The sequence below is a fragment of the Streptomyces sp. NBC_00513 genome (genome assembly GCF_041431415.1).
Lineage (GTDB): Bacteria > Actinomycetota > Actinomycetes > Streptomycetales > Streptomycetaceae > Streptomyces.
The window spans coordinates 806,564-822,795 of record NZ_CP107845.1; the positions used below are offsets into that span (position 1 = coordinate 806,564).

Annotated in this window: 20 protein-coding genes; 9 read left to right on the plus strand and 11 right to left on the minus strand. The window is 72.1% G+C overall.

All coding sequences use genetic code 11. From position 1 onward, the window contains the following. Positions 1-19: 19 nt before the first annotated feature. From OHA84_RS04070 to OHA84_RS04080, 3 genes are all read right to left on the minus strand, one after another. Positions 20-559: a DUF6328 family protein gene (locus tag OHA84_RS04070; RefSeq protein WP_053678059.1), complete on the minus strand. Its 540-nt coding sequence runs from the start codon at positions 557-559 to the stop codon at positions 20-22. A gap of 327 nt (positions 560-886) precedes the next feature. Beyond that, complete coding sequence (locus tag OHA84_RS04075; protein WP_199826501.1) at positions 887-1,042, minus strand: DUF6131 family protein; 156 nt, start codon at positions 1,040-1,042, stop codon at positions 887-889. Positions 1,043-1,117: 75 nt separating this feature from the next. Further along, entirely contained in the window at positions 1,118-1,615 is a 498-nt protein-coding gene (locus OHA84_RS04080; RefSeq protein ID WP_266973304.1) for a hypothetical protein, read from the minus strand. Positions 1,616-1,802: 187 nt separating this feature from the next. Between OHA84_RS04080 and OHA84_RS04085 the strand changes: the two genes are divergently transcribed. After that, positions 1,803-2,174 carry a transposase gene (locus OHA84_RS04085; protein ID WP_159041370.1) on the plus strand — a complete coding sequence of 124 codons (372 nt, stop codon included), beginning with the start codon at positions 1,803-1,805 and terminating at the stop codon, positions 2,172-2,174. A 223-nt stretch (positions 2,175-2,397) separates the two neighbouring features. On the opposite strand, the gene OHA84_RS04090 is transcribed toward OHA84_RS04085, so the two are convergent. Both OHA84_RS04090 and OHA84_RS04095 read right to left on the minus strand, forming a co-directional pair. Beyond that, a complete protein-coding gene (locus OHA84_RS04090) occupies positions 2,398-3,516 on the minus strand; it encodes a hypothetical protein (RefSeq protein ID WP_266973302.1) in 1,119 nt (372 codons plus the stop codon). 132 nt (positions 3,517-3,648) lie between these two features. Beyond that, complete coding sequence (locus OHA84_RS04095; RefSeq protein ID WP_053678065.1) at positions 3,649-3,936, minus strand: hypothetical protein; 288 nt, start codon at positions 3,934-3,936, stop codon at positions 3,649-3,651. 822 nt (positions 3,937-4,758) lie between these two features. Here OHA84_RS04095 and OHA84_RS04100 point away from each other — a divergent pair. The 4 genes from OHA84_RS04100 to OHA84_RS04115 all read left to right on the plus strand — a co-directional run bounded on the left by OHA84_RS04100 (position 4,759) and on the right by OHA84_RS04115 (position 8,048). Beyond that, positions 4,759-5,442, plus strand: a complete 684-nt coding sequence (locus tag OHA84_RS04100; protein ID WP_053678067.1) for an HAD family acid phosphatase — start codon at positions 4,759-4,761, stop codon at positions 5,440-5,442. Positions 5,443-5,509: 67 nt separating this feature from the next. Then, on the plus strand, positions 5,510-5,974 hold the full coding sequence (locus OHA84_RS04105) for a VOC family protein (RefSeq protein ID WP_266973298.1): 465 nt from the start codon (positions 5,510-5,512) through the stop codon (positions 5,972-5,974). Between the two features lie 433 nt (positions 5,975-6,407). Beyond that, on the plus strand, positions 6,408-7,157 hold the full coding sequence (locus OHA84_RS04110) for a TetR/AcrR family transcriptional regulator (protein ID WP_266973296.1): 750 nt from the start codon (positions 6,408-6,410) through the stop codon (positions 7,155-7,157). Between the two features lie 381 nt (positions 7,158-7,538). Then, positions 7,539-8,048: a DoxX family protein gene (locus tag OHA84_RS04115; protein ID WP_078998852.1), complete on the plus strand. Its 510-nt coding sequence runs from the start codon at positions 7,539-7,541 to the stop codon at positions 8,046-8,048. Here the strand turns inward: OHA84_RS04115 and OHA84_RS04120 are convergent. Then, positions 8,032-9,141 carry a glutamate--cysteine ligase gene (locus OHA84_RS04120; RefSeq protein WP_266973293.1) on the minus strand — a complete coding sequence of 370 codons (1,110 nt, stop codon included), beginning with the start codon at positions 9,139-9,141 and terminating at the stop codon, positions 8,032-8,034. The genes OHA84_RS04115 and OHA84_RS04120 overlap by 17 nt on opposite strands. Before the next feature lie 175 nt (positions 9,142-9,316). Between OHA84_RS04120 and OHA84_RS04125 the strand changes: the two genes are divergently transcribed. The 4 genes from OHA84_RS04125 to proP all read left to right on the plus strand — a co-directional run bounded on the left by OHA84_RS04125 (position 9,317) and on the right by proP (position 12,386). Further along, the gene (locus OHA84_RS04125; RefSeq protein WP_053678076.1) at positions 9,317-9,583 is read left to right on the plus strand and encodes a GlsB/YeaQ/YmgE family stress response membrane protein; all 267 of its coding nucleotides are present in this window, start codon (positions 9,317-9,319) and stop codon (positions 9,581-9,583) included. Between the two features lie 59 nt (positions 9,584-9,642). Then, positions 9,643-10,149: a hemerythrin domain-containing protein gene (locus tag OHA84_RS04130; protein ID WP_053678078.1), complete on the plus strand. Its 507-nt coding sequence runs from the start codon at positions 9,643-9,645 to the stop codon at positions 10,147-10,149. A 44-nt stretch (positions 10,150-10,193) separates the two neighbouring features. Further along, positions 10,194-10,622, plus strand: coding sequence for a hypothetical protein (locus OHA84_RS04135; RefSeq protein WP_159041371.1), 429 nt, complete (start codon positions 10,194-10,196; stop codon positions 10,620-10,622). Positions 10,623-10,880: 258 nt separating this feature from the next. Beyond that, positions 10,881-12,386, plus strand: a complete 1,506-nt coding sequence (gene proP / locus OHA84_RS04140) for a glycine betaine/L-proline transporter ProP (RefSeq protein ID WP_199826504.1) — start codon at positions 10,881-10,883, stop codon at positions 12,384-12,386. A 37-nt stretch (positions 12,387-12,423) separates the two neighbouring features. Here proP and OHA84_RS04145 read toward each other — a convergent pair whose 3' ends face one another. The 5 genes from OHA84_RS04145 to OHA84_RS04165 form a co-directional block, all read right to left on the minus strand. Further along, on the minus strand, positions 12,424-12,975 hold the full coding sequence (locus OHA84_RS04145; protein WP_063839517.1) for an ATP-binding protein: 552 nt from the start codon (positions 12,973-12,975) through the stop codon (positions 12,424-12,426). 197 nt (positions 12,976-13,172) lie between these two features. Beyond that, positions 13,173-13,574 (minus strand): STAS domain-containing protein, encoded by a 402-nt coding sequence (locus OHA84_RS04150; RefSeq protein WP_266973287.1) that lies wholly within the window; start codon positions 13,572-13,574, stop codon positions 13,173-13,175. Between the two features lie 82 nt (positions 13,575-13,656). After that, positions 13,657-14,619, minus strand: a complete 963-nt coding sequence (locus tag OHA84_RS04155; RefSeq protein ID WP_266973285.1) for a sensor histidine kinase — start codon at positions 14,617-14,619, stop codon at positions 13,657-13,659. Beyond that, on the minus strand, positions 14,616-14,837 hold the full coding sequence (locus OHA84_RS04160) for a hypothetical protein (protein ID WP_266973283.1): 222 nt from the start codon (positions 14,835-14,837) through the stop codon (positions 14,616-14,618). The genes OHA84_RS04155 and OHA84_RS04160 overlap by 4 nt, the downstream gene beginning before the upstream one ends. 164 nt (positions 14,838-15,001) lie before the next feature. Continuing rightward, a complete protein-coding gene (locus tag OHA84_RS04165; protein WP_078998848.1) occupies positions 15,002-15,919 on the minus strand; it encodes a SigB/SigF/SigG family RNA polymerase sigma factor in 918 nt (305 codons plus the stop codon). Positions 15,920-16,232: the final 313 nt, after the last annotated feature.

The window sequence follows — 16,232 nt, forward strand, 5'->3', positions numbered from 1 at the left end:
CCTCATGCCTGGCCGGTTCTCAGTCCTCGGAGGTGTAGCGGAAGCGGGCCCACAGGGGCAGGAGGAACCAGCAGACGAGGAACCAGAGGAACACGCCGGCCACGATCCAGGGCGCGAGCATGTTGTGGGTGGCGACCCGCAGGACGAGCAGCAGGGCGGTCACGAGGGTGGCCAGCAACAGGACGAGTCCCACGAAGGTGAGCCGGGAGGCCCAGGCCACGGCCTGTGGCTTGATGCGGCGGCCCGAGACGATGCGGTGGAAGGCGACCGGGGCGATCAGGGCACCGGTGGCGAGCGATCCCAGGACGACGGTGATGATGTAGATCGTCTTGTCGGTCGAGGGGAGCCCGTGGAAGAGCGGGGTGAAGACCACGGTCAGGAGGAAGCCGAAGAGGATCTGCACTCCGGTCTGAGCCACGCGTATCTCTTGTACGAGCTCCTGCCATTGGCGGTCGGCGCGTTCCTCCGGGCTCTCGCCCCTGCCGTCGTGCGCATGTCCCTGGCCGGCCACGGGGGTCTTGCCCCCGTCGTCGGACGCGGCCTGTGCGTGGTCCGCCATGATGATGTCCCTTCTGGCGGCCTTCCGGCCGCGCGGGCGTGGGTCCGCGGGGCGCGGTGGGGAGCCGACCTCCCGAAATCATCGAACGCATGCCCGGGCGAACGCGTCTCACACCCGGTCGGATCCCGCGTGCGGCGCCCGCCCGCGGGGGCCGCCGGAACGGCCGCACAGGCGGGTGGGGGTGGACACCGTGATCGGTGTCCACCCCTCGTCTCCGTGTGTGGGCTCTCATCCGCGCGTGGAACGAACGACCGGCCCGGTGCGTGTGGTTGCCACGTACCGGGCCGGTGTGGGACGGCCGTGAAGGACACCGCCTACCGGCGCCGCCTAGTAGTAATGCTTGCGTCCGCCCAGCGCGTGCCCCATGGCGCCCAGGATCCACAGGATCAGGCCTACGACGATGAGGATGATCCCGATGGTGTACAGGATGCTGATGTGGGCCACGATCGCGACGATGAGCAGGATTACTCCGAGGATGATCACGGTGCCCTCCGATTTTCGCGTAATGATTCTTCACTGTGGACCCGGCGGCCACACGGCTCCGGGGTGGGGGACGGATCAGTGTCCGAACAGGTGCCGCCTTCGAGGGACTCCTCCCGCGGGGCGGGACTCGTCGGTGGGCGGGGCTTGGTTGGCGGGGGCTGGGGTGGGGGCCGGATCGGCCGGGGACCGGGTGGGCGCGACCCCGGTCGCGGGGTCCCGAGCCGGTACGGCCCCGGTGTCCTCGGCCGCTTCCTCGCGGGCGCTGATCAACTGATCGCGTTCCGCTCGGGCGGCCGCCTCTTGTCGACGTGATTCGCCGAGTTCGGCACGCGCGGTCCGCCCCTGCCTGAAGGCACGGCGGGCACCCGCCAGCAACAGGAGGAGACCGAACAGCACGACCGCGCCGACCACGATGCCGTACAGGAACAGCGTCCCGGTCGAACCGGTGACGTGGTAGCCGAAGACGTCGAATCCCTGTCCGATCCCGTGGCCGACCCCGGCGTTGCCGAGGACACCGGCGACCGCGACGACGACCGCGGCGATCAGAACGACCAGCCCGAGGATGATCAGCATGGTGACTCCCGGCGGATTCGTGCGCCGGAGGGGCGCACGGGGCAGCCTTCAACCCCGCTCCTGCCCGCTAATCCGCTTTCCATACCGAATGGTGTTCATTGCCCGGAAACCCCCCGGAAATGCGGCGGGCGGGAACCGGTGGCTCTTCGGGCGTGCCGGTGGGGTGCGGCCGGTCGTTGATGCTCCCGTGGAGCGCCGATTTCAGTTGAGTGACGAGGCCTGGACCGCGATCGAGACGCGGCTCGGCAGGCCCGCGGCCCGTGTGGAGCGCACGGCCGTCGAGGCCATCGTGTGGAAATTGTCGACGGGTGCCGCCTGGCGGGATCTACCCGCTCGGTACGGGCCCTGGCACAGCATGGCCGAGCGGTACCGGATCTGGGTCGGTGACGGCACCTGGGGCCGCGTCGAGGCGGCGCTGGTGTCCTCCCCCGCCGATCTGGTGGGCGAGGACGACTGGAGCACCCGGTGGCTCCCCCGGCAGGCCGACGCCGCACCCACGGACGAGGCCTCGGGCCTCGCCGCCCGGACGGGGCCGGCCGGGGAGGCCGCGGCGCCGTGACCGGCCGGGGGCGGACACCACCTTCGCCCCCGGCGACTTCCCGTCCACGCCGGTGACCGGCTCGCCGATCGGTCGTTGAACCCGACGCTCGGCGAAATGAACCCCACGAGGTCCCGGAGCCCCCGCATCCGGGACCTCGTGGTGTCTCGGGCACCGGGCGCGGCCGCCTTCGCCGACGGCGGTGGGAGGGACCTGCGACCGGGTACCCGCCTCCGGTCCGACGTCAGCTCAAGCCCCAGATCCGCATGACGTGGTCCGCCGGGGAGACGGTGTACCAGGTGCCGTCGCCGAGGGCGCGAGCCGTTCCGGTGACGGGGTACGGGTGGAGGAGCGGATCGACCGCCCCCGTCCGGGCCAGGTCGACGATCCAGTGCCGGCCCGCACCGGACTCCTCGTCGCTCTCGACCGTCGCGGCGATGACGGTGTCCTCGTCGAGGAAGCCGGCCTCGTAGTCCCAGAAGACCTCGACGTCCTGGTCGTCCGGGTCCGCTTCCGGATGTCGGGGGATCACCGCGTCGGCGTGCAGTTCCGCTTCCGGTCCGGGTTCCGCGGATCCGTCCACGAGCCGGTGCACGGCGAGTGCCTCCTGTCCGTGCGCGACGGTCAGCAGGCGCGTGCCGGACGGGCTCACCGCCGACAGCACGAGGTCCTCGTCGGCGAAGGACTCGATGGAGAGCGTCGCACCGTCCCATCGCCCCCATCGCAGGGGGGCGCCGTCCTGCCCCTCGCCGATCGACAGGCCCATCCGCCCCGGGTCGGCGGGCGGGACGTGGATCGACCCGGCCGCCGCCGACCCCGTGGCGGCGCGGGCGAGAACCCTTCCGTCCGCCGCGTCGAGAACCAGCCATTCCTCCATCCCCGCGGCCCCCTCCTGTCCGTCCTGCTCCAACGGTCCCCGTACGTGGGCCCACACGAGAGCCCCGTCCGCCGAGAAGGCGGCCGAACCGCTGCTCGCGTACCGGTGATCACGGTCGTGCGCGTACTCCTCGTACGAGTCGTGGGACGCGCACCCCGCCCAGCAGCGGTGCCGTACCTCCCAGCGCACCGCTCCCGTCCGGTCCACGGCGGTCAGGGCGTGCGCCCCGGGGAACACGGCCACATCCGCCGACGGCGCCACCGCGTACTGCCCGATCCCGCGCGGCCAGGGCGCCGGGATGCGGACGGGCCGCGCGGGCCGGCGGTCTCCGACGGGAGCCTCCAGCTCCTGAACGAGCAGCTCGGCGTCGCCTCGTTGGACCAGAAGCCGGCTCGACGGGGACCAGGACTCCACGTGGGGGGCATCCGCCTCGGCCGGGGACAACACGGGGGCGATGGTGGTCAGGAGGCGCGCGAGAGAGGGCACAGGTTCTCCGAAACGAGGTGGTCGGCTGACGGGCACCCTACGACGGAGCACCGACACCGGTGCCGCCGGCCACCGGCCGTACGCCGGCCCGGTCGTGGGCGAGCACCCTCCTCGAACGGAACACCGGGCGGGTCACACGGGTAGGCCGGCCGCCCGCCGGCGCTCGATCATCTCCCCGACCGACACCGTCGGGGTGTGCCCGGCCAGCGCGCCCGCGACCCGCGGGCCCTGGTCGGCGTCGGCGGCGAGCATCGCCCGGCCCCACCAACGCAGCAGTACGCCCTTCGCCTCGTCGGGCGCGGCGACCAGGAGTTCGGCGTGGAACTCCCGCCGGCACTCCCCCGACAGCGCCGCCGCGATGCCCTCGGCGTGCCTCGGGATCCGACGCGGTCCGTGCGGGTGGACCGGCTGCGCGCTCATGGGACGCTCCCTCGATCGACTGCTGTCCCGAGTCTGCCCCCTGGCGGGCCGTGAGGTCGAGCGTTCGGGCGCAAAGCGGGTACGCGTACTCGTTCGTGTCGAGAGCGGTCGGCACCGGCCCCGGCATCGGCATCCGGGTCCCGGGCCTCCGGGGATCGGGCACGCGAACAGCCGGACACGGTCGGCCGGTTCGCCACGGCCGGCGGCGTCGTCCTCCGGTGCCACAGGGCGTGGGGCACGGGGCGCAGGGCACGGGGCACGGGGCACTGCCGTGACGCGCAAGGGGGCGCGAGCACGCTGTCGGTCCGCGCCGCGTGACCGACGCGAAGGGGTCGTCGCGAGGGCCGGGCGGCCGCCGCGTCCGCTCTCTCGGTCGGTCACCCACGGACGGGAAGCCGGCCCGGCCTCGTCCATCATTCGGAGCCGCCGCGGAAGGGGTTTGGCCCGCCGAAGGGGTTTGGCCCGCGGAGGGGGTTTGGCCCGCGGAGGGGGTTTGGCCCGCCGAAGGGCGGGGCGGGTCGGTCGGGGCGCGGAGACGCCGTTCGCCCGCGCACGCGCCCTCGCCGCCCCGGCCGGAAACCGCTCCGGCACTGTCGCCGCAGCACTTCCCCGCGCACCCTCGCCGCCCGGCCGGGAACCGCTCCGCGCGTCCGGCGCCCCTGCGGCCCGCGCGCCGCGCGCACCCGCTCCGTCCGGCCCGGTCCTCGCGACCAGGCATTCATCCGTCGGCCACCAAATGTTTCTTACCGGCCAGTAGACATACCGACGACGCTCCCCAAGCATGGGCGCGTACATGCCAACGTGTGACGAGGAGCGTCCCCCATGCGCAGCACCCGCCCCCGCACCACCCGCACCGCCACCGCCGCCGCGGTGGCCGCCGCGGCCACCGTCCTCACCCTGTTTCCGGCCACCGTCGCGGACGCGGCCGAACGATCCGCGCCCGCGTCCGTGCCCGCGGTCTCGGCCCCCGCCGCTTCCGCGCCCGGCGGCAACGCCGCCATCCTCGGCATCGACTACGCCACCTGGCAGCGTGACGTCGCCGACGTCATCGACGCGGCCCGCCCCGCCATCGAGCAGCGCATCGCCGCCTCGCCCGCCGGGGAGAAGCCCGCGCTCGTCCTGGACATCGACAACAGCTCGCTGGAGACCGACTTCCACTGGTTCTGGACCTTCCCCACCCCCGCGATCGGCAAGGTCCGTGAGCTCACCCGGTACGCCAGTGAGCGTGGGGTCGCCGTCTTCTTCGTGACCGCGCGCCCGGGGATCGTGTACTCCCTCACCGAACGCAACCTGAAGGCCGTCGGCTACCCGGTCTCGGGCCTGTACGTCCGGGACCTGCCCGACCTGTTCCACGAGGTGAGCGCGTACAAGACGGGCAAGCGCGCCGAGATCGAGGCCCGCGGCTACACGATCATCGCCAACATCGGGAACAACACGAGTGACCTCGTCGGCGGCCACGCCGAACGCACCGTCAAGCTGCCCGACTACGGCGGCAAGCTGTCCTGACGCCGGCGGGGTCGCGGGAGGCGTGGCCACCATCGGCCGAAACCGCGGTGAGCGCTACGGTCGGGCCATGGCCACCCGAATCGATCTGACGCTTGACTGTGCCGATGCCCGGCCGCTGGCCGCCTTCTGGAAGACGGCACTGGGTTACGTAGACGAGCCGCCACCCGCTCCCTTCGCCACGCGCGAGGAGTGGGCCGCCCACTTCGATCCCCCGGAGGACGGCGCGACCGAGCACGACCCGGACGCGGCCGACCCCGCGGGCGGCGGGGCATGGCTCCACGATCCCGACGGCGTCGGCCCCCGCCTCTCCATCCTGAGGGTTCCGGAGCCCAAGCGGGCCAAGAACCGCCTCCACATGGACATCCGGGTGCCGGGGCACGGCGGTACGGACGAGCGGTGGGAACGGATCAGGGCGGAGGCCCGGCGTCTGGTGGCGGCGGGCGGAAGGCTCGTGGAGGAGTTCGAGGGACACCATGTGGTGATGACGGACCCGGAGGGCAACGAGTTCTGTGTGGCCGCCGCCCCCGCGTGAGACGGCGTGACCCCGCACCCTCGCGTACGGGCCGGCCCGCGACCCGGCGTCACGACGAACACGCTGCGTAGTGCGATGAATGGAACGGTACCGACGGGTACATGCCGTTTTGCGGAGCACCTGGGTGGCCCGCGGTCGGCCGGTGTCCGGGAACACGGCCTCGAAAGGCGGTGTCCCCGCAGCCGGACGGTCGTTGAGAAGAACGGTCAGCGAAGTGGACCACACCGAGTCCCGGGGCCCAGGCCCCGGGACTCGGTGCTGCCCGGCCGACCCGGTGGAGGTGTACGGGGCGCACCCCGCGCGGTGGGCCTGTTGAGCGTCCCTTACGCCCCGCACGGAGGTCCCAGGCCGAGCGACCACCGGCGGCGGGACCGCGGCGGGACCGACCGAAAACCGCCCCCGGGCCGCGGTCACCCAAAGGTACGGTTTGGCCATGGATACTTCCGGAACCCAAGGCAGCGACGAGGACACCGGCCGGCGGGCGGCCGTCAAGGCCACCGCACGCGAACTCCTGGTGAAGCTGGGAGCCGGAGGGCTTTCCCCGGAGGTCGTCGCCCGCGCCGGCGGTCTGTCCGCCCCCGACGCGGAGGCCTTCTTCCCGCACCGGGACGACCTGTTGACCGCGCTGATCATCGACGCGTACGACGAGTCCGCCGCGGCGATGGAGGAGGCCGACCGGGTCGCCCGGTCGGCCGGGGCGACGGCGGGAGCACGGCTCCTCGCCGTGACGCGGGCGCTGCGGGGCTGGTCCTTCGACAACTCCGCGGAGTTCACGCTGATCTACGGCTCGCCCGTGCCGGGCTACCACGCTCCGCAGGAGACCGTCCCTCATGCCTCCCGCACCCCCGCGGTACTGGCCGGCATCGTGCGGTCCGCGTTGGAGGCCGGTGAACTCACCCCGCCGCGGCGGGTGGTGCCCGGGCCGCCGCTGCTGCGCCCGGAGGCCGTGGCACTGTTCGGGGGCGCGCCCGAGGCCCCGTTCTCGGACCTGATCGAGCGCGGCATCGTGCTGTGGAGCAACCTGATCGGGCTCCTGGTGTTCCAGGTCTTCAGCCGGACCCACGACAGTGTTCGGGACGAGTCCGCGTACTTCGACTTCGCCATCGCCGTGGCGGCCGAGTCCATCGGGCTGGTGGTCCCGACGGCCGAGGAAGCACAGGTCGGCGGGAACACGTCTCCTTGACGGACCGACCCACTGACCGGCGGGTCGACCGACCGGCCGGCTGTGCGGATCGGCGCGGTCGCGCGGTGGATCCGGACGGTCACGCGCGTGCACGGCGTCGCGGTGCGTCCGCCCGCGCCCGGCCGATCTCCGCGCCTGCCCCCTCTCCCGATCCCGCGACCGCTCCCGTCCCGTCGCGACCGCCTTCCCCCGCGCACGCACGGCCGGCAACCACGGCCCGAACGGGCGTGGTCAGGCAACCCTGACCAACGCGAGGTGGCTTCGGACGCCACTCGGCGGCTTCGGCGGGCTGGGCCGCCGGCCGCCGCTCACCGGGGCCGGCCAGGACCCGTGTCCTGAAGGCGGTCCGAACCACGGGCCCGACCGCGACGTGTGCTGCGTGTGAACACGACATCCTCCGGGCCGCGATCCGCCGCCACGCGGCACGCGCTGCTGCCCCTGCGCCTCTTCCTCGGCATCACGTTCGTGTACGCCGGCGTCGACAAGCTCCTCGACCCGGCGTTCCTCTCCGCCACCGGCGACGGTTCGATCGGCCAACAGCTCGAAGGCGTGAAGGGGTCGGCCGCGATTCCGGCACTGGTGGCGGTCGCCCTGAACGACCCGGGTGGCTTCGGCCTCGCGATGGCCCTCGGCGAGACGGCCGTCGGGGTGGGGGTCCTGGCCGGCCTGCTGACCCGGATCGCCGCCCTCGGGGGCGCCCTGATCTCGCTCTCCCTCTGGCTGACCGTCAGTTGGCAGGCCACCCCGTACTACTACGGCAACGACCTGGCCTATCTGATGGCCTGGACCCCTTTGGTCCTCGCGGGCGCACCGACCCTGTCCCTCGACGCGGCGCTGCGTCGGCGGCGCGCCACCCCCCGGGGCCGGCGGCGCGTCAACCGCCGAGGGTGAGGCGCGCGCACCGGGTGACCACGGCGGCGAGGTCCCCCTCGTCGCGCAGGAGGGCGCGCTGCACCCGGGCCCCGGTCCCGCGCTCCTGGAGTTCGACCAGGCCGGCCCGGACGCGTTCGGCGTCCCCGTTCTCCTCCAGGGCGTCCCGTACGTGTTCGTACAACGCCCACACGACGTCCTCGGGAGGGGTCTGCGACAGGGTGGCCGGGTGGATCAGGGGGCCGTCGAGCCCGGACCGGGCGGCCCGCCACGCGGCCAGCCGGAGCAGGGCGGTGTCGACCCGGGAGGGGGGCTCTCCTGCCTGCCAGGCCCGGGAGGCCGTGTCCACCAGCCCGCGGGTCAGTGCCGCCAGCAGTACGGGCGTGGCCGCGTCCAGGCAGACGTCCGCCACCCGGATCTCCACCGTGGGGTAGGAGGCGGCCAGCCGGGCGTCGAAGTAGATCATGCCCTCGTCGCGGAGGGCTCCGGTCGCGAGCATGGCGCGGACCCGCTCGTGGTAGCGGTCGGCCGAGCCGAAGACGCTCACCGGTCCCGCGGAGGGCCACCGGTTCCAGACCCTGCTGCGATAGCTCCCGTAGCCGCTGTCCTCTCCCTGCCAGAAGGGCGAGTTCGCGCTCAGGGCGGTCAGGACGGACAGCCAGGGGCGGATCCGGTCGAGGACCGCCACGCCCTCCTCGTCGGAGTCCACCGAGACGTGCACGTGGCAGCCGCAGGTCAGCTGCTCCTGTGCCGTCAGGCCGAACTGCCGGCCGATCCACTGGTACCGCTCCCCCAGGCTCAGCGAGGGCTCCACCCGTGTAGGGCAGGTGGCGAGGGCGGCGACGACGACACCCGCGGCCTCCGCGTGCCGGGCGGCCTCGGCGCGCCACCGGAGGATCTCCTCCGCGAGTTCGCCCATCATCGTCACCGGTTTGGTGGCGAATTCGACCTGCTGCTTGTGGAGTTCCTTCTCCAGCGGGATCTCGCCGTCGGCTCCCGCCGCACGGCCCCCTGTCCTGATCGCGGAGGCCAGCACCGCGCCGGCCGATGCGGCGGGTTCACCGGTCCGCGGATCGACGAGCAGCAGTTCTTCCTCTACGCCGACACTGCGCATACGGGCCCTTTCGCTGGTTCCTCGTCCGACGTCTGCCCACTTCCCCGGTGAGCACGCTCCCCGGGCCGGCCCCCGGCCCTCGCCTTTCGCCGGGCATTTCGCCCGGGTTTGAATTCCTCCGAAGGGAGCATTCGGCGAACGTAGGAAATTCATCGGAGCCCGGAGAGGCAACACCATGGGAATCATCGCCTGGATCATCATCGGACTGCTTGCGGGAATGATCGCGAAGGCGCTCATGCCCGGCAGGGATCCCGGCGGCTTCTTCGTCACCATCCTGATCGGCATCGCCGGTGGTCTGCTCGGCGGCTGGCTGGGGAAGGTGCTGTTCGGGGTCGACTCGATCGACGGCTTCTTCGACCTCTCGACCTGGATCGCGGCCGTCGTCGGCTCGATGATCCTGCTGCTCGTCTACCGCCTTGTCACGGGCGGCCGACGACGCTGACCTGCGGCCCTGGGCCGCGAGAACCACGCCGGGCACGACAGAACAGGCAGGAGCACGCCATGACGGCGAATCACGATGTAGTCGCGGTGATTCTGAAGGACCACCGCACCATGGAGGAACTGTTTCGCCGCATGCGGAGCGTGGAGGCCGACCGCGCCGAGGCGTTGAAGAAGTTCTCCGCACTGCTGATCGCGCACGCCGAGGCCGAGGAATCCGAGGTGTACGGGGCGCTGAAGCGGTTCAAGAACGTGGACGACGAGGAAGTGGAACACGGCGCCGAGGAGCACACCGAGGGCAACGAGGCGTTGCTGGCCCTCCTGGAGGTCGCCGACGTCGGATCCGAGGAATGGGACGAGCGCCTCGAGGACCTGTCGAAGGCGGTGTCGCACCACATCGACGAGGAGGAGCGGACGATCCTCAACGGTGCCAGGGAGAACGTCCCGGACGAACGCCGGGCCGAGCTGGGTGTCGCGTTCCTGCGCGAGCGGGAGAAGCAGCTGGCGGCGGACTGCGGCAGCATCGAGAACGTACGGGCCGTCCTGCACGCCCACGGCGAGGCCGGATGACCGGCGGCCGCATACCGGGCGGGGCGTCGGGCAGGCGCGGCCCCATGGACGATTCCACACAGCACACCACCGAGTACCGCGTCACCGTCGACGGTGAGCGCTTCACCTGCGAGGACGCGCAGGGGCTGGGTCCCCAGGGGGACGGCGGCCTGCCGGGGCAGGAGCTGACCGTGACGCTCACCGGCTGCGTCCTGACCGACACCCCGAAGGCCCTCGCCTGGGCGCTCGGCCGGGAGCCGGACGGGCAGCGCTCCGTCCGGATCGACGCCACGACGGCGAACGGCCGGGACGTGGTCACCGCCTGGGAGCTGACGGACGCTGCCCCGACCGGGACCGACGATTCCAGCGGCACGGCGTCGAACCACGAGACGCGCATCCAGCGGCTGACGCTGCACGCCGCGAAGATCACCCCGGTGTTGCGCGACGAGGACCGGTACCAGGACGCCGGAGGCACTCCCCCTCACCGAGGCTGAACCGCCCGACCCCCCGGGGCGGCTGTCGGCACCGACCACACGGCCGGTGCCGACAGCCGCCCCGTCGTCGTGGTGCGCGAGCCGCGGCCCGTCCCGTCACACGGTCGGACCTGCCGACATGCCGAGTGTCGCGCCGGCCCGAAGAATCAGAGGCCGCTGTGGTTCGGCACGGCGCACCCGGGCAGAGAGGTCGACACGATGGCAGGAGCGTCCCGCCGCCCGCAGCCCCCACGCAGCGGTCACGCGTCGACCGATCGGCTGCTCCGTACCCTGCTCCGGCGCCGCAAGAAGGCCCTGACCAGCGAGGACGTATCGGTCGCCGACCAGCCGCAGGTACGTCGGGCCGTCACCGCGGCCGCCCTGGGCAACACCATGGAGTGGTTCGACTTCGGCGTCTACGCCTACCTGGCCGGAACCATGGGCAAGGTCTTCTTCCCGTCGAGTTCCCCGGGCGCCCAGGTCGTCTCGACGTTCGCGACCTTCGCCGCCGCCTTCCTGGTACGACCCCTCGGCGGCCTGGTGTTCGGCCCGCTCGGCGACCGGATCGGCCGGCAGAAGGTGCTCGCGGCGACGATGATCATGATGGCGGCCAGTACGTTCGCCGTCGGATTCCTCCCGACGTACGCGTCCGTCGGTTTCGTCGCCCCCCTGCTGCTCCTGGTCTGCCGGCTGGTCCAGGGCTTCTCCACGGGCGGCGAGTACGCCGGCGCGACCACCTACATCGCCGAGTACGCGCCGGACAGACGCCGGGGATTCCTGGGCAGCTGGCTCGACTTCGGCACGTTCGTCGGCTACGCCATGGGCTCCGGCCTGGTCACGATCCTCACCCTCGTCATGGGCTCGGACGGCCTGGAGGACTGGGGCTGGCGCATCCCCTTCTTCATCGCGGGCCCCCTGGGTCTGATCGGCCTGTACATGCGTCTGAAGCTGGAGGAGACCCCGGCCTTCAAGAAGGAGGCGGCCTACGCGGCGGCCGAAGGGGAGGCGGTCGCGGAGGCCCCCGCGACCGGCAGGGGAAACCTCAAGGAGATCTTCACGCGTCACTGGCACGCGGTGCTCATCTGCATGGGGCTGGTCCTGCTCTACAACGTCACGAACTACATGGTGACGTCGTACCTGCCCACGTACATGACCGTCACCCTGGGCGAGAACGACACCACGGCCCAATTGCTGGTCCTCGGGACGATGCTGCTCGTGGTCCTGACGATCACGACCGTGGGCCACACCTCGGACCGCTGGGGCCGCAGACCGGTGTTCCTCGCGGGCAGCGTCGCCCTCGTGGCCCTGGCCATTCCGGCGTTCCTGCTGATCCGGGAGGGCGGGATCCTGTTGCCGGCCGTGGGCTGCGCGATCCTCGGATTGCTGCTCGTCTGCTTCGCGGGGACGGCCGCGTCCACGCTGCCGGCGCTGTTCCCCACCCGCCTGCGCTACGCGGCGCTGTCCATCGCCTTCAACATCTCGGTGTCACTGTTCGGCGGTACGACGCCGCTGTTCACCTCGGCACTCGTGGAGGCCACCGGCAACGACATGGTCCCGGCGTACTACCTGATGGTGGCGGGCGTCATCGGTTTCGTGTCGACGCTGTTCCTCCACGAGACGGCGGGAAAGCCGCTGCGCGGCTCCGGTCCCATGGTCGAGACGCCCGACGAGGCGGACGCGCTGGTGGCCCGCAGCCGCACGGCGGCCGGCCGGCAGGCCCGGGACATCTGGATCCGACTGCGTCATCCCTGGGCCCGCCACACACCCCGCGACCGGGACACGTGACCCCTCAAGGCCGCCGTGTCCGGTGCGCGATCGTGGTTCAGCCGTGCGTGTCCGCCTGGAGGGGAACGCCGTCGAGGAGGGCGGCGGCGGGGGCCGACGCGGTCGGCAGCGTGCTCGGCGCCGGAGCGGGGGCGGGCAGCCCGGTCGTCAGGCGCACCACGTCGACCTCCGCCCAGACCACCTTGCCGTGGGCGTGGGCCTGGGCGTCCCAACGGTCCGAGAGGCGCCGCACTATGTACAGGCCGTGGCCTCCCGGTGTCGCCCCCTGCTGCCTGGGACGAGGGCGCGGCAGTTCGGTCTCCCCGTCGAAGACCTCGATGCGCAGGACGTCGCCCGCGGCCGCGATCACGAACTCCTGGCACCCGCCGGCGTGCATGACGGCATTGGTCAGCAGCTCGGACACGATGAGCAGGACGTCCTCGGCGGTCTCGTGACCGTCCCATCCCCAGTCACGCAGGGCTTCCCGGGTGAAATCTCGTCCCTTGGCGACCTGGCCGCGGGTCCCGCTCAGCGCGAGGCGCCGGCGCTGGGTCACGGCCTTGGTGTCCGCGCGCAGCGGATCGCCGGTCTCCGGTCCGATGGGCGTCACTGTGGTCTCACCCCCTGGGGCACTCGTCTTGTCGTTGATGTCGTACTCCTGCCGTCCTGGCCCGGTAAAAGTCCGGATCGACCGTTTCGGTGTCCCAGACCCCGCGCATACCCGCCCTGTCCTCTTGAACACCTCGGATGCGGGTGCCGGTCCCCCTCCTGGGAGGGGTCACGGCAGGTGCGAGGCGGTGACGGGGTTCATCCCGTGGCGAGGGCTTCCGGCACGGTGCGGCTGATGGTGAAGACGCCGTCCGCGCCGGTGAGCTGGAGCAGTCTCGACAACTGGTCGGTGGGCGCCGCCAGTCGCAGCGCGATGCCCTCCCGTTCGGTGTCCAGCCGCAGGCTCAGCAGCAGGTTGAGGCCCGAGGAGTCGCAGAAGCCGACCCCCGAGAGGTCGATCACCAGCCGGGACGGGCCCGACCCGATCGCCTCGTCCAGGACGGGCTGGACGGATCCCAGGCTGTCGAGGTCGAGGTCTCCGGAGAGCGCGCACACCACGGCGTCCGGCTCGCTGTGCCGGAGTTCGGCCCGCCGCGGCTCGACCGTCTCGTTGTCGGCGCGGGGCGGCACGTCACTGTCCCCTAGGTCGCGAGTTCCCACGTCAGCCTTCCGATGCACTGTCTTTTCCGTTGCGCGTGTTCGCGTCTGAACTCTACAGCCGGTTCGTCACTCTTGGTCGTGCTCATGACTGTCGGTTGATCGTCATGTGGAGGCGCAGGACGAGCCCGGTGTCGAGGGCCCTGACCTCGACGAGGTCGCACAGCTGGTGGATCATCCACAGGCCGCGCCCCCCGTTGCCGGAGGACAGGGCGGGGCGGGAGCGACCGGCGAGCGGGTCGCGGAGCCGGCCGCCGTCGCCGACCTCCGCGACCACGTCTCCCCCGGGTGTGGTCCACAGGCGCAGCCGTCCCTTCCCGCCACCGTGGGCGACCGAGTTGGCGGCCGCCTCGCTGATGGCGAGGATCAGGTCGTCGCGCCGCTCCGCGTCGAGCGCGGTCCGTCGGGCCCAGGTCTGCGCGTGTTCGCGTACGTCGGCGAGCCGGCCCGCCGTGTAGTCGACGAGGACGGCCTCCGCGGGGGGTTCGGGCAGCGGGAGGTCACAGTCGGCGCAGACGACGGCGGCGTCGGTGTAGGCGGGGCTGGCGGACTCCCGGCCGGACTCGATCAGGGTGGGGTGGGTGCGCCGGGCGTCGGCGACCACCTCGGGGGCCAGCGCGCTCGTGTCGTACGGGCAGAGGATGGTCGCGGACCGGTGCGCGAAGGCGGTGTTGATGAGCGCCTCGTGGCGGGTGGCCTCCAGGACCTCGGCCCGGGAACGGCCCGGCCAGATCGGCTCGCCCACGATCCGCGCGGTGCGCCCCGGGTGCCGGTCGGCGAACCCCTGGAGGGCGGCGAGGATGCGTCCGGGGTTGCGGCCCAGCTCCGTCATGTCCACGCCGTCGATGTGGTCGGCGTCGGAGCCCAGGTACCGGCGCAGCCCGTCCAGGCTCGGGCCCGGGACGGCGACGAGGACCGGCTCGTCGGCGGCGAGTGCCGTGCGGACGAAGTCGCCCACGCCGGCCGTGTATTCCTCGGGGCCCCGGTAGAAGAGGGCGGGGTGGACGAAGGCTCCGGGGGCGGTTGCCGGGGAGGCCGTGTCGATCATGAGGTGACCTCACGGGCGTCGAGGTCTCCGCCGCCGGCGAATCGTATGCCCGGTCGGTCGCGCGGGGGTGCGGCGCCCAGCGGCGTTCCCGACGTTCGCGGCCGGCCCACGCGGCGCACCACGGCCTCGGCCCACGCCGCGTCGTCCTCGTGGGAGAGGAGCGCGTGCTCGCCGGCAGCGCCGGGTGAGCAGGGCCGGCGGTGGTGGGGTGAAGGCACGCGCTTCCCTCGTAGGCGGGACGGAATCGACATCGACTGACGCAAGGATTCTACCGGCGCCGTGGACTCCTCGACGTGGGTCCGTCGAACACGGCCGGGCCGGCCGGACACACGGAAGGGCGGCACCACCGGAAGGGCCCGGTGGTGCCGCCCGCAAGGCGGGTTCAGGCGGCGAGCATGCCGCTCCGCAGCTGGGTGAGGATCCGCGACAGGAGGCGGGAGACCTGCATCTGGGAGATGCCGAGTTCGGCGCCGATCTCGGCCTGGGTCTTCTCCTGGCCGAAGCGCATCCGCAGGATCAGCCGGTCGCGCTCCTGGAGCCGGCCGAGCAGCGGGGCCAACGTGTGCATCTCCTCGAAGAGCTCCACGGCCGGGTCCGCCTCGCCCATGCTCTCGGCCAGCGGTCGGGTCCTGCGCCCGCTCGTCGCCTGGTCGTCGGAGTCGGCTGAGGCGTCGAGGGAGCCGCTGGTGTAGCCGTTGGCGGCCACCAGACCCTCGATGACCTCCTCCTCGCCGAGTTCCAGGTGTTCGGCGATCTCCTTGACCGTCGGCGCCCGGCCGAGCACGTCCGTCAGCTCTTCCTGGCTCTTCGCGAGTTCCGTCCGCAGTTCCTGGAGCCGGCGGGGGACGTGCACGGCCCACGTCGTGTCACGGAAGTAGCGCTTGATCTCGCCGGTGATGTAGGGGAGGGCGAGGGTGGAGAACTCGACCTCCCGCTCCGGGTCGAAGCGGTCGATCGCCTTGATGAGGCCGATCGTGCCCACCTGGACGATGTCCTCCATCTCCACACCGCCGCCGCTCGCCCGCCCGCGGAAGCGGCGGGCGGCGAAGTGGACGAGGGAGATGTTCATCTCGATGAGGGTGTTGCGCGCGTACTGGTACTCGCGCGTCCCCTCCTCCAGGGACCGCAGCCGGGTCAGGAACAGGCGCGACAGTTCTCGCGCGTCGCCGGGTGCGACCTCGCGGGCGTTCCCCACGGGGGGCAGTTCCGTGAAGGACTCCCCCGCCGGGATTCCGCTCGGGGGAACGACCTCGGCGGCTGTCTCACGTACGGGGCTGACGACTGCGACAGAGCGAGGCATGGCGACGTTCCCTCCCTGGTGCGGATGGCTTCGTTGCCGCTCTTGCCCCCGCTTTCGGGCGCTACACGGTCAATCAACGATTAATTTCGGTCACTCTTGGCTCGATCTGGTGGGTTCGAGTCCGGCCGGTGTCCGCATGTCGGAGCGGGGGCCCCGCGATGTCGCGGTCGCGGGCTCCCTGCCGGCCTCCGGAGAACGAAGCGGGACCGGGGACCTCGCCGGATAGTCTTCACCTTGTTCGCCGACCGACCGGGACCCGCGGGGCTTCGGCGGCCGGACGATGCAGTGCCGCACCGCCCGTCAACGGCACTGC

Bases quoted from the DNA above. Each gene is read 5' to 3' on its own strand.
- OHA84_RS04125 (WP_053678076.1), top strand. From the start codon at position 9,317: ATGGGAATCATCGCCTGGATCATCATCGGACTGCTTGCGGGAATGATC.
- OHA84_RS04120 (WP_266973293.1), bottom strand. From the start codon at position 9,141: ATGCGCAGTGTCGGCGTAGAGGAAGAACTGCTGCTCGTCGATCCGCGG.
- OHA84_RS04130 (WP_053678078.1), top strand. From the start codon at position 9,643: ATGACGGCGAATCACGATGTAGTCGCGGTGATTCTGAAGGACCACCGC.
- OHA84_RS04070 (WP_053678059.1), bottom strand. From the start codon at position 559: ATGGCGGACCACGCACAGGCCGCGTCCGACGACGGGGGCAAGACCCCC.
- OHA84_RS04165 (WP_078998848.1), bottom strand. From the start codon at position 15,919: ATGCCTCGCTCTGTCGCAGTCGTCAGCCCCGTACGTGAGACAGCCGCC.
- OHA84_RS04095 (WP_053678065.1), bottom strand. From the start codon at position 3,936: ATGAGCGCGCAGCCGGTCCACCCGCACGGACCGCGTCGGATCCCGAGG.
- OHA84_RS04080 (WP_266973304.1), bottom strand. From the start codon at position 1,615: ATGCTGATCATCCTCGGGCTGGTCGTTCTGATCGCCGCGGTCGTCGTC.
- OHA84_RS04155 (WP_266973285.1), bottom strand. From the start codon at position 14,619: ATGATCGACACGGCCTCCCCGGCAACCGCCCCCGGAGCCTTCGTCCAC.
- OHA84_RS04105 (WP_266973298.1), top strand. From the start codon at position 5,510: ATGGCCACCCGAATCGATCTGACGCTTGACTGTGCCGATGCCCGGCCG.
- OHA84_RS04110 (WP_266973296.1), top strand. From the start codon at position 6,408: ATGGATACTTCCGGAACCCAAGGCAGCGACGAGGACACCGGCCGGCGG.
- OHA84_RS04100 (WP_053678067.1), top strand. From the start codon at position 4,759: ATGCGCAGCACCCGCCCCCGCACCACCCGCACCGCCACCGCCGCCGCG.
- OHA84_RS04135 (WP_159041371.1), top strand. From the start codon at position 10,194: ATGGACGATTCCACACAGCACACCACCGAGTACCGCGTCACCGTCGAC.